Genomic DNA, 12015 nt, shown 5'->3' with positions numbered 1-12015 from the left:
CACACTGTTAGTTTGCTAACTATCAATGGTGCATGAGGGGGATAAATTCAGTCAAGTTTTGAAACAATTGAGCGACCACTGGCGAAACGCCTCAGCGTTTTCGGGCAGGCTCATACACGGCACCGCGTTCACGCTTACCCACGGCCACCACCGAAACCACAATCTGGTCTTCGATCACTTGATAAACCAGGCGATAACCAGAGGCCTTGAGTTTGATCTTGTAGCAATCCGCCATACCGTGCAGGGCATCCGCGGGAACCCGTGGCAACTCCAGCCGCTCGGCCAGCTTCTTCTTGAATTGCTCGCGCAGGGTATGGCCCAGCTTGTCCTATTCCTTGCGCGCCGAGGGCAGGAACTGGAGCTTATAAGTCATCCAGATTTACCGGGACCGGCGTCTCATGGCGACGGGACCGGACAATCTCCGCCAGCTCGAGATCGTCGAGGCGCTCCATCATGGCCTCGAACACATCGGCCGGGACCATATACCCCATGACCCGATTGTGATTGAGCACCGCAACCGGGCCACCGTGCGCGCCGTTCAGGACAGCCGAGGGATTTTTTTTCAACTCAGACACGCTGACAGCTTTATCAGCCAATACGCTTTGCATAATCAAGACCTCAAATTTGGTCTCGATTTTGGTCTATTTACACGACGACATCAATCTGCTCGCCTCAACCTCCCCGCCCCTTCCTCAACAACACATCCAGCTGATCCACCACTTCCGCCCAGTCGGCGTCGTCGAGAATCTCGTTACGCAGGAAATCCGCCTGGCTGCGGGTCCAGAAAAATGCATCCGCCAGATGCAACTCGGGCTTGAGTGGCGAATGGGTGGCGATGAAACGATCGATGCCGACGGGGTCGTCGGGCAGGCCCAGTTGCTTGAACAGGGCGGGCAGGCTGTGGGATGGGGATTCCATGGGGGCTCCTGATGCGGTTCAGAGGGATGTCGGACGACTGCTGCGCAGTCGGGCGCGAGCAAGCTCGCTCCTGCACGGGCAGGCATTTTCCTGTAGGAGCGAGCGTGCTGGCGAAAAGTTTCAGCGGACTAGTCACTGAGCTCGCACACCTGTGCATGGGGCACCATTTTCAGGTACTCGTCCATGCTCAGGTGCAGCAGGTTGTTGTGGTTGCCGGCCTCCACATAGATGTCTTTCTGCCGGGTCAGCAGCGGGTCGATCACCACGTCCAGGCCGTAGGCCTCGCCCAGGGCCGGCACCGCGCCGCGCTCGCAGTCGTTGAACAGATGCGCCAGGGTGCTTTCCCGGGTGATCTGCCATTCGCCGCTACCGCGCACCTTGCTCAGGTCCAGGTGCCGGCTGGCCGGCAGCACCGCCATCAGATAGTGGCCGTGATGGTCGTCGAGGATCACCGACTTGGCCACGCGTTCGGCGGGAACGCCCGCTACCCGAGCGGTCTCCAGGCTGCTCGCCGAATGCGGGTGAGCCACCACGTCAAAGTCGCAATGCGCCCGTTCCAGGCTGCGTTGCACGGTTCTTGCCATACGCATGATGCACCTCGATGTCCTCGCGACGTTGCAGGACGGTGGGTTAACGACGGGTACTCCCTACGGAAAGTCTAGGCCCCTGCGCGCCCCGGCCACCGGCGAACTTCCGAACGGCGCGACGGTACAAAACTTGATCGACCCCGGGCTCAACTAGACTCAAGGACAGGACCAACGAGTGGCTGGCGCATGCCGCTCCGGGAGGGTCGGATGAACGGGCGCGGGTGGCGGACAGGGCTGAAGGCATGGCTGCTGGGGTTGCTGATCGGTTTACCGACCGGGCACGCCCAGGCCGTGGACCCGGTGGTGGTGCTCACGGTCAACGATGTGATCAGCCCCGCCAGCGCCGACTACATCGTGCGCGGGCTGGGCAAGGCGGCCGACGAACACGCGCAGCTGGTAGTCCTGGGGATCGACACCCCGGGCGGCCTCGACACCTCGATGCGCGCGATCATCAAGGCGATTCTCGCCAGCCCCGTCCCGGTAGCCGGTTTCGTCGCCCCCAGCGGCGCCCGGGCCGCCAGCGCCGGCACCTATATCCTGTATGCCAGCCACATCGCCGCCATGGCCCCGGGCACCAACCTCGGCGCCGCGACGCCAGTACAGCTAGGCATGCCGGGGCAGCCCGATCCCGGCGCCAATCCGCCCGCCGCGCCGCGCTCGGACAAAACCCCGCAAGCGCCAACCGACACCCTCACCCACAAGCAGATCAACGACGCCGCCGCCTACCTGCGCGGCCTGGCGCAATTGCGCGGGCGCAACGCCGAATGGGCCGAGCAGGCGGTGCGCCAGGCCGTCAGCCTGCCGGCCCAGGAAGCCTTGAAGCTCAAGGTGGTCGACTACGTGGCGGCCGACCTCGACGGCCTGCTCAAGCAACTCGACGGCAAGACCTTCAACGCCGCCGGCCACGAAGCGCAGCTGCATACCCTCGGCGCCGCGGTGATCCATCACGACCCGGACTGGCGCACCCAGCTGCTGTCGGTCATCACCCACCCCAGCGTGGCGCTGATCCTGATGATGATCGGCATCTACGGGCTGTTCTTCGAGTTCGTCAACCCGGGCACCGCGGTGCCCGGCGTGCTCGGCGGCATCTGCCTGCTGCTCGGCCTGTACGCCTTGCAACTGCTGCCGGTGAACTACGCCGGCGTGGCCCTGATCCTGCTGGGCATCGCCTTCATGGTCGCCGAAGCCTTTCTGCCGACCTTCGGCGTCGTCGGCTTCGGCGGGATCGTCGCCTTCGTCGTGGGCGCGGTGATCCTGATGGACACCGACGTCCCGGGTTATGGCATTCCCCTGCCGCTGATCATCGGCCTGGCGCTGATCAGCGCACTCTTGCTAGTGGCGTTGGCGAGCATGGCGCTACGCGCGCGACGGCGCCAATCGGTGGCCGGCGATGCCGGGTTGGTGGGCAGCGTCACGCCGATCACCGCCGTGCAACCGGGCAACCCCTACAACGGCTGGGTGCTGTTGCAGGGCGAACACTGGCAGGTCCTCTGCGCCACGCCGCTGCACGCCGGGCAAGGGGTGCGGGTGGTGGCGCGCAAGGGCCTGCTGTTGGAAGTGACGACGGCCGAGACCGTGCCGCGAGGAGGATGAAATGGGTCTGGAATTGGGTTTTGGCGCGCTGCTGGCGTTGTTCCTGGCGCTGGCGGTCTCGACGTTTCGCATCCTGCGCGAATACGAACGCGCGGTGGTGTTCCAGCTGGGACGCTTCTGGCGGGTCAAGGGGCCGGGGCTGGTGCTGCTGATTCCGATAGTGCAGCAGATGGTTCGCGTCGACCTGCGCACCGTGGTGCTCGATGTGCCGCCGCAAGACGTGATCACCCGCGACAACGTCTCGGTCAAGGTCAACGCCGTGCTGTACTTCCGCGTGCTCGACTCGCAGAAGGCGATCATCCAGGTCGAGGACTTCCTCATGGCCACCAGCCAATTGGCCCAGACCACCCTGCGCGCGGTGCTGGGCAAACACGAGCTGGACGAGCTGCTGGCCGAGCGCGAGCGCCTGAACGCCGATATCCAGCAGGTGCTCGACGCCCAGACCGACGCCTGGGGCATCAAGGTGGCGAACGTCGAGATCAAGCATGTCGACCTCAACGAGTCGATGATCCGCGCCATCGCCAAGCAGGCCGAGGCCGAACGCGAACGCCGGGCCAAGGTGATCCATGCCGAAGGCGAACTGCAGGCCTCGGAAAAACTCATGCAGGCCGCCGAAATGCTCGGCCGCCAGCCCGGGGCCATGCAGTTGCGCTACATGCAGACCCTGGGGTCGATCGCCGGGGACAAGAGCTCGACCATCGTCTTTCCGCTGCCCATCGAATTGCTCAAGGGCATGGCGGACTTGTCGCGCAAAGAGTGAGCCCGGTACCCGCGCCGCGCCATTGCTCCAGCGCCGCGTAAGGCGCCTGCGCCCAGCACTCCAGCTGCTCCCGGAGCCCGGCTGAGGCCTGGGCCTGCTTGCCCTGGCGGTCGTCGGCGAAGGCCTGCGCCGGCTGCTTGGCATGCTGGCCGACGCACTCGAACGCCGCTCGACGCTGAGCGGCGCTCAGGCCGAAAAAGTCGCCCAGGTGGCCGTCCATCGCGGCAGGCAACTCGCTGTAGTTCAGCGCCAGGCCGCCGTGCTCGCGGCAATGCTCCAGCCCCAGTTGCAACAGGCGCCCCAAGCGCCGGGCGATCCAGCTTTCACGGTCGCGCAACGGCTCGCCATCGTCCAGCGCGCAAGGCCCGAGCAGCCCCGGAGTCATGTGCAGGCCGCTGCGGCGCAGGTGCGACACGGCGATTTCCAGCGGGTCGCGGTACAGGAACAGCCACGGCGTATCGGCATGGCACTGGCGCAGCAGCGGCAGCTCGCCGATGTTCCAGGCATCGAGCTTGATCACCAGCCGCCGTTCGCCGCCAGCGCGCACCTGCCCATAGGCCGACAGCAGCCCCCGGACCGCGACGGCCCGTTCGGGCGTAGGCAGCGAGCTGCGCAACAGGGCATCCAGCGGCGGCGGTTCGGACACCACGATGTGGTCGTCGAGCCGGGCGAGCATCTGGCTGACCAGGGTCGAGCCACAGCGCGAGGCGTGAAAAATAAAGGCGCTGGGTGCCAGGCCCGGGCTGCGCTGCTGCCATTGCGTGAGGGCCGCTAGAGGCGTCTGGCGGCGAAACGCCTGGTTGAACGGCAGGCGCAGCGCCTCTTCGACCGCGTCGCGGAAAAACGGCTGGCGCAGCGGCCGGTCGCCGAACCAGCACCAGTCGACCGTCCATTCGCCCTGGGGCTGCCAGATGCGAATCGGCAACCAGCCGTGCAGGTTCAGGCCGTCCATTGTTCGTTCCAGCGGCGACGTCCCTGGCGCATGGCCGAACGCAATTCTTCGCGGCCGAACAGCAGCCCGCGTTCGGCCGCCAGGGCCAGGGTGCGCTCGATGAAGGTTTCGCTGTCGGTCGCATCCTGCAAGGCCCGGCACAGCGCGGCGTCGTTTTCCAGCAAGCGGCAAAACTGCGCGAAGGCCAAGGCAGCACGGCCCACGCCGGGCGCAGGAGTGGTCGCAAGGCCTTGGCCGATCGCCTGTTCCAGCCACGGTCCGGGGCGACAGTCGAGTACCAGGTGAACGCGGGCCTCGCGGTCGTGATTGTCGACCCGATGCGGGAGCGACAGGTCGAGAAACCAGCATTCGCCCGCGGCCATGGGCATGCGCTGGCCGTCGAGCAAGAAGTCCACCTCGGGCGGGCTGAGCAGCGGGATATGCAGGCGCAGGTCGGCGTCCGGGCCGCCCAGGTCGTAGTCGCGGTGCTCGTGGATGCGCGCCCCCGGCCCCAGCCGCAGCAGGCGCGCCGAGACGATCCGCACAGGCAGTGGCTGCAACGCGTGCTGCCAGTCGGGGTCGTGCTGCCAGGGCCCGCGCTGCACCGGCAAGCCCCTGCCCGGCGCCAGTTCCGACGGCGCGTCGGCCGCCGAGATCAGCGCCACGCCGCTCCACTCGCCGTCGTAATAGTCGCCGTTGAAATGGCCCTGCCAGGCGTTCGCGTCGATGCGCGACAAGGCGCGCAACAAGCGCGGCAGATCCACAGCGACAGGCAACCGGGCAAACGCCGGGCGGTTCATGAGGCGGGCAGCACCTTGCGTTCCGCCAGCCAACCGAGCAGTTGCTCCAGGCAGGCGTCGACCGACTGGCCGCCGGTGTCCAGCTCCAGCGCGGCCCGCGGCGGTTCGTAGGGCGCCGAGATACCGGTGAAACCGGGCAGCGCGCCGCTGCGCGCGCGGGCGTAATGGCCCTTGGGATCGCGCCGCTCGCACACCGCCAGCGAAGCGCTGCACCAGACTTCCAGGTAGTCCTCGCCCAGGCGCCGGGCGAACAGTTCGCGCTGCTCGATCAAAGGCGCGATCATCGCCAGGATCACGATCTGCCCGTTGTCCACCAGCAGGGCCGCCAACTCGCTGGCCCGGCGGATGTTTTCCCGGCGGTCGGCTTCGGCGAAACCCAGGTCGCGGTTCAGGCCGCCGCGCAGGGCGTCGCCGTCCAGCACCAGGCTCTGCCGGCCTTGCTGGAACAGCTCGGCCTGCAGCGCCTGGGCCAGGGTCGACTTGCCCGCCGCCGGCAGGCCGGTCAGCAGGATCGCCACGCCGCGATGACCGTTGCGAGCCTCGCGCCGGGCGCGACTGACGCTGGCCGTGGGCGCCAGCAAGTTACTGTCTTGGGGCATGGGCCGGCGGCACCGTGATGTTGCCCGCCGCCCAGTCGGCTTCGCGGCTGGCCAGCGCCGTGGCGATGGACTGCACCTGGGTCGACTGCACCTCGTTGGGCAACGGGTCGAGCCCGGCGCTGGCGAAGATCTGCCCATAGGCGTTGCGCAGGTCGGCATAGGCCAAGTCGCGGCGCAGGTCCGCCTGCAAGGTGTTCAACTCACCCTGGATCAGGTCCAGTTCGCCGATGCCGTTGGCCTGGTAGCGGTTGCGCAGCTGGCCGACGATCTGCCCGTCGATGTCCGCCAGCTCCTGGCTGGTCTTGAACTGGCGCAGCGCGTCGCGGTAGTTGGCGTTGGCCACATAGACCTGGGCCAGCACGGCGATGGACATCGCCTGGCGGCGTGCCGCGGCGACATCTTCACCGGCCTTGGCGGTGTCGATGGCGGCCGGCGCGGACAACACGTTGAACAGGTTCCAGGTGACCTTGACCCCGTAGTCGGCCCACTTGTCGTTGACCAGGAACGAGTTGCTGTCGTAATGCCCGCCGGCGGAGAACTCCAGGCCCGGCAGCAGGCGCAGCATGGCCTTGCGGGTTTCCGCGGCGCTGATGCGGCTCTGGTAATCCTGCTCGCGCAGCTCCGGACGGCTGGTCAAGGCTTCGTGTTCGAGGCGCGACAGCTCGACCTTGAGCTCCGGCACCGGATAGTCGTCCGTGGTCGCCAGGGTCAGGTTGGTGCCCATCGGCAGGTTGATCAGGGTCGCCAGCTCGGTCTTGGCCAGGGACAGCGCCCGGCGCTGCTCTTCCAGCTGGCGCGTGGCTTCGATCAGCGAGCGCTGGTAGGCCAGGGCCTGCACCGGGTCGCCGATGCGCTGCTGGCTCATGCTCTGGCTGTTGTTGCGGGCCTGGTCGACCCGGCCCATGAGGCTGTCGATCTGCTTGAGCAGGCGTTCCGCCGCCACCGCCCGCCAGTAGGCCGAGCGTACGTCCTGGACGATGGTGTTGATCACCTTGCGCCGGCGTTCCTGGACGATCAGCCGCTGGTCGCCCTGCTGCTTGGCGTTGATGTAGCTGACGCCGAAGTCCAGCACGTTCCAGACCATGGTCAGGTCGGCCACGTTGCGGTCGCGGTCCTGGGAGGTCGACGGTTCCAGGGACTGGGTGCCGGTCTGCACGCTCTGGCTGCTGGAGGCACTGACGTTATTGCGCCCCACGTAGCCGGCGGACAACGCCATGCGCGGCAGCATGTCGAAACTGGCCAGGTCCAGCTGACGCTTGGCCAGGGCCTCCTCCATGATCTTCAAGCGGCCTTCGAGGTTGTATTTCACCGCCCGGGCCATGGCCTGGTGCAGGGTCAGGGGGCCGCTCAGCGGCTCCTGGTCCTTGAACATGCTCTGCAGGTCGCTCCTCGCGCGCTGCTCGCTGTCGCTGCGTTCGATCGGTTTACTGCTGACGGCACAACCGCTGACCATCAGCGCCAACAAGCTGACACCAAACAACTTTTGACTTGTATTCATCCTTGTTTCGCCCCTGGGTGCCGCATCGTATTAAGTGTTGTTTCAAGCCTGCATTTCGCTGATGCCGGCCCATTCGAAAGCGTTGGCCAGATCGCGGATCTGCCGTTGCTCGCTGTCTTGCATCCATTGCAATTGCTGGGTCAGCGACGGTGCTCCAAACACACCGCGCAAACCGTGGGAAACATCGCCGGCCTTGATCGACGTATCGCCAAAGGCCTTGAAGGAATTGCCGTCCGCGGCCGTCTCTTGGCTAAACAGCACCGATAGCGTGCTCTGCCCGAACACCCCGCCGTCGCCACCGCCGAAGCCCAGGAAACCGTGGCCGTTGCCGTCGCCGCCGGCCTCGCTGCTGCCGAACACCTGGGCAATGAAGCTCGGCGCCAGGGCCCCGCGGTTGATGAAGATGTCTCCCAATGGGCGGATACCGTCCCCCAGCACACGCTGCTCGAACAGCGGCGCGAAGGTCAGCGGCGAACCGAGGTTGCCGACCGGCGGCGCGGCGATCGTCGGCTGCAGCGGCACGTAAGGCGGCAACGCCGGGATCACTGGGTCGCTGGCGCGGAACTCCGGATCGCCGACCGGCAACGGTGTGGTCGGGCTTGCCGGCGGCACGGTGTTGATCGCGTAGTTGTTGGAGTCGGTGGTACCGCTGCCGGCGTTGCCGAACGCATCGCTGACCCCGCCGTTGTTGAGGGTGATCAGGTTGCTGGTGTCGCTGATGTTGGCGGTCGGCGTCAGGGTCGCGGTCCAGGTCCGGCCGCCGTCGCTGCTGCTCAGGGCGCTCAGGGTACCGTTGGCCACCGTCAGGTCCGAGTTGGTGAAGCCGCTGATCGCTTCGCTGAAGGTGATGGTCACCAGGCTGGTCTGGCCGACGCCGAGGCTGCTGTTGGCGACCACGACGGTCGCGGTCGGCCGCTGGGTGTCGATCAGGTAGTTGTTCGAATCCGTGCTGCCCAGCCCGGTGTTGCCCGAGGCGTCGCTGACCCCGCTGTTATTGAGGGTGATCAGGTTGGTGGTATCGCTGACGTTGACGGTCGGAGTGAAGGTCGCGGTCCAGGTGATGCCGCCGTCGCTGCTGCTGACCGCGCTCAGCGTGCCGTTGGCCACCGTCAGGTCGCTGTTGTCGAAGCCGCTTACCGCTTCGCTGAAGGTGATGGTCACCTGGGACGTCTCGCCCACGGCCAGCATCGGGTTGGCGACCACCACGGTCGCCGTTGGGCGAGCGGTGTCGATGACGTAGTTGGCCGAATCGGTGGTGCCGCTGCCCGTGTTGCCGACCGCATCGATCACGCCCGCATTGTTCAGGGTGATCTGGTTGCTGCTGTCGCTGATGTTGACGCCCGGGGTGAACGTGGCGGTCCAGATCACCCCACCGTCGCTGCTGCTCAGGGCGCTCAAGGTACCGTTGGCCACCGTCAGGTCCGAGTTGGTGAAACCGCTGATGGCCTCGCTGAAGGTGATGGTCACCGTGGTGGTTTCGCCGGCCTTCAGGGCGCTGTCGGCCAGCACGATGGTGGCGGTCGGCCGCTGGGTGTCGATCACGAAGTTGTTGGAATCGGTGCTGCCGTTGCCGGCATTGCCCGCCGCGTCGCTGACCCCGCTATTGTTGAGGGTGATCAGGTTGGTGGTATCGCTGACGTTGGCGGTCGGCGTGAAGGTGGCGGTCCAGGTGATGCCGCCGTCGCTGCTGCTGACCGCGCTCAAGGTACCGTTGGCCACCGTCAGGTCGCTGTTGTCGAAACCGCTCACGGCTTCGCTGAAGGTGATGGTCACCAGGCTGGTTTCGCCGATCGGCAGGATCGGGTTGGCCACCACGATGGTCGCCGTTGGGCGAGCCGTGTCGATGACGTAGTTGTTGGAGTCGGTGCTGCCGCTGCCGGCGTTGCCGGAGGCGTTGGTCACGCCGCTGTTGTCCAGGGTGATGACGTTGCTGGTGTCACTGACGTTGCCGTTCGGGGTGAAGGTGGCGGTCCAGGTGATACCGCCGTCGCTGCTGCTGACCGCGCTCAAGGTGCCGTTGGCGATGGTCAGGTCAGCGTTGCTGAAACCGCTCACCGCTTCGCTGAAGGTGACGGTCACCAGGCTGGTCTCGCCCGCCTTCAGGGCGGTGTCGGCGACCACGATAGTGGCCGTCGGCACCAGGGTTTCGATGCTGTAGTTGCCGGAGTTGGTGGTGCCGGTCCCGGCGTTGCCCGCCAGGTCGCTGACCCCGGTGTTGTTCAGGGTGATCAGGTTGCTCAGGTCAGTGATGCCCGCCGTCGGGGTGAAGGTCGCGGTCCAGGTGATGCCGCCGTCGCTGCTGCTGACCGCGCTCAAGGTACCGTTGGCCACCGTCAGGTCGCTGTTGTCGAAACCGCTGACCGCCTCGCTGAAGGTGATGGTTACCAAGGACGTTTCGCCAGCCTTGAGGGTCGGGTCGGCCAGGACGATGGTGGCGGTCGGACGCTGGCTGTCGATGACGTAGTTGTTGGAGTCGGTGCTACCGCTGCCGGTATTACCCGCCCCGTCCGTCACACCGGTGTTGTCCAGGGTAATCACGTTGCTGGTGTCGGTGATGCCGGCGGTCGGCGTCAGGGTCGCGACCCAGGTGATACCGCCATCGCTGCTGCTGACCGCGCTCAGGGTGCCGTTGGCGATGGTCAGGTCGGCGTTGGTGAAGCCGGTTACCGCCTCGTTGAAGGTAATGGTCACCAGCGAGGTTTCGCCGACGCCCAGGGCGCTGTCGGCGACCACGATGGTTGCGGTTGGGCGCTGGGTATCGATGGCGTAGTTGTTGGAGTCGGTGGTGCCGCTGCCGGCGTTGCCGGAGGCATTGGTCACGCCGCTGTTGTCCAGGGTAATCACGTTGCTGGTGTCGGTAATGCTCGACGTCGGGGTAAATGTGGCGGTCCAGGTGATGCCGCCGTCGCTGCTGCTGACCGCGCTCAGGGTGCCGTTGGCGATGGTCAGGTCGGCGTTGGTGAAGCCCGTCACCGCCTCGCTGAAGGTGATGGTCACCAAGGACGTTTCGCCGACGCGCAAGGCGTTGTCCGCCACCACGATGGTCGCCGTCGGCAGCACGGTGTCGATGCTGTAGTTGCCGGAGTTGGTGGTGCCGGTCCCGGCGTTGCCCGCCAGGTCGCTGACCCCGGTGTTGTTCAAGGTGATCAGGTTGGTGCTGTCGTTGATGCCCACCGTCGGAGTGAACGTGGCGGTCCAGGTGATGCCGCCGTCGCTGCTGCTGACCGCTGTCAGGGTGCCGTTGGCCACCGTCAGGTCGCTGTTGTCGAAACCGCTGACCGCCTCGCTGAAGGTGATGGTCACCAAGGACGTTTCGCCAGCCTTGAGGGTCGGGTCGGCCAGCACGATGGTGGCGGTCGGACGCTGGCTGTCGATGACGTAGTTATTGGAATCGGTGCTGCCGCTGCCGGCATTGCCCGCCCCGTCCGTCACTCCGGTGTTGTCCAGGGTGATCAGGTTGCTGGTGTCGGTGATGCCCGCTGTCGGGGTGAGGGTCGCCGTGTAGGTGATGTTGTCGCTGGTGCTCAAGCCGCTCAGCGTACCGTTGGCCACGGTCAGGTCGGCCAGGGAGAAACCTGTTACCGCTTCGCTGAAGGTGATGGTCACCAGCGAGGTCTGGCCCACGCCCAGGGCGCTGTCGGCGACCACGATGGTCGCGGTCGGACGCACGGTATCGATCGCGTAGTTGTTGGAATCGGTGGTGCCGCTGCCGGCGTTGCCGGAGGCATTGGTCACGCCGCTGTTATCCAGGGTGATCAGGTTGCTGGTGTCGGTAATGCTCGCCGTCGGGGTGAAGGTAGCGGTCCAGGTAACGCCGCCGTCGCTGCTGCTGACCGCGCTCAAGGTGCCGTTGGCGATGGTCAGGTCGGCGTTGGTGAAGCCAGTTACCGCCTCGCTGAAGGTAATGGTCACCAGCGAGGTGTCACCGATCTTCAAGGCCGTGTTCGACACCACGACGGTCGCGGTCGGCAGCACGGTGTCGATGCTGTAGTTGTTGGAGTTGGTGGTGCCGCTGCCGATGTTGCCGGCCACATCGCTGACCCCGGTGTTGTTCAGGGTGATCAGGTTGGTGCTGTCGTTGATGCCCACCGTCGGGGTGAACGTGGCGGTCCAGGTGATACCGCCGTCGCTGCTGCTCACCGCCGTCAGGGTGCCGTTGGCGATGGTCAGGTCGGCGTTGGTGAAGCCGGTCACCGCCTCGCTGAAGGTGATGGTCACCAGCGACGTTTCGCCGGCCACCAGGGTGCTGTCGGCGACCACGATGGTCGCGGTCGGGCGCTGGGTATCGATCGCGTAGTTGTTGGAATCGGTGCTGCCGCTGCCGGCGTT

11 protein-coding genes are annotated in these 12015 nt (G+C 66.0%); 2 read left to right on the top strand and 9 right to left on the bottom strand.

The genetic code is table 11. The features are described from left to right. Positions 1–91: 91 nt before the first annotated feature. The 4 genes from BTN82_RS00290 to BTN82_RS00275 all read right to left on the bottom strand — a co-directional run bounded on the left by BTN82_RS00290 (position 92) and on the right by BTN82_RS00275 (position 1508). Positions 92–322 (bottom strand): type II toxin-antitoxin system RelE family toxin, encoded by a 231-nt coding sequence (locus BTN82_RS00290; RefSeq protein ID WP_261792924.1) that lies wholly within the window; start codon positions 320–322, stop codon positions 92–94. Positions 323–362: 40 nt separating this feature from the next. Beyond that, a complete protein-coding gene (locus tag BTN82_RS00285) occupies positions 363–608 on the bottom strand; it encodes a type II toxin-antitoxin system prevent-host-death family antitoxin (protein ID WP_075117194.1) in 246 nt (81 codons plus the stop codon). Positions 609–672: 64 nt separating this feature from the next. Then, positions 673–918 carry a DUF2789 domain-containing protein gene (locus tag BTN82_RS00280; protein WP_044460525.1) on the bottom strand — a complete coding sequence of 82 codons (246 nt, stop codon included), beginning with the start codon at positions 916–918 and terminating at the stop codon, positions 673–675. Between the two features lie 128 nt (positions 919–1046). After that, positions 1047–1508, bottom strand: coding sequence for an aminoacyl-tRNA deacylase (locus BTN82_RS00275; protein ID WP_075117193.1), 462 nt, complete (start codon positions 1506–1508; stop codon positions 1047–1049). A gap of 204 nt (positions 1509–1712) precedes the next feature. On the opposite strand from BTN82_RS00275, the gene BTN82_RS00270 reads away from it, so the two are divergent. Continuing rightward, complete coding sequence (locus BTN82_RS00270) at positions 1713–3098, top strand: NfeD family protein (protein WP_075117192.1); 1386 nt, start codon at positions 1713–1715, stop codon at positions 3096–3098. A 1-nt stretch (position 3099) separates the two neighbouring features. Beyond that, a complete protein-coding gene (locus tag BTN82_RS00265; RefSeq protein WP_075117191.1) occupies positions 3100–3858 on the top strand; it encodes a slipin family protein in 759 nt (252 codons plus the stop codon). Here the strand turns inward: BTN82_RS00265 and BTN82_RS00260 are convergent. The 5 genes from BTN82_RS00260 to BTN82_RS00240 form a co-directional block, all read right to left on the bottom strand. Further along, a complete protein-coding gene (locus tag BTN82_RS00260) occupies positions 3824–4810 on the bottom strand; it encodes a sulfotransferase family protein (RefSeq protein ID WP_075117190.1) in 987 nt (328 codons plus the stop codon). The genes BTN82_RS00265 and BTN82_RS00260 overlap by 35 nt on opposite strands. Next, entirely contained in the window at positions 4798–5589 is a 792-nt protein-coding gene (locus tag BTN82_RS00255) for an aspartyl/asparaginyl beta-hydroxylase domain-containing protein (RefSeq protein WP_075117189.1), read from the bottom strand. Before BTN82_RS00255 ends, BTN82_RS00260 begins: the two co-directional genes overlap by 13 nt. Then, positions 5586–6188: an adenylyl-sulfate kinase gene (gene cysC / locus BTN82_RS00250; RefSeq protein WP_075117188.1), complete on the bottom strand. Its 603-nt coding sequence runs from the start codon at positions 6186–6188 to the stop codon at positions 5586–5588. Before cysC ends, BTN82_RS00255 begins: the two co-directional genes overlap by 4 nt. Beyond that, entirely contained in the window at positions 6172–7686 is a 1515-nt protein-coding gene (locus tag BTN82_RS00245; protein WP_075117187.1) for a TolC family protein, read from the bottom strand. The genes cysC and BTN82_RS00245 overlap by 17 nt, the downstream gene beginning before the upstream one ends. 42 nt (positions 7687–7728) lie before the next feature. Beyond that, positions 7729–12015, bottom strand: a 4287-nt coding sequence (locus tag BTN82_RS00240) for a beta strand repeat-containing protein (RefSeq protein ID WP_261792921.1), incomplete at its 5' end; no start/stop codon positions are given.

The organism is Pseudomonas chlororaphis (genome assembly GCF_001921865.1).
Taxonomy (GTDB): domain Bacteria; phylum Pseudomonadota; class Gammaproteobacteria; order Pseudomonadales; family Pseudomonadaceae; genus Aquipseudomonas; species Aquipseudomonas chlororaphis_D.
Note: the sequence above shows the minus strand (reverse complement) of the source record. Positions and strands in the feature narration are given on the sequence as shown.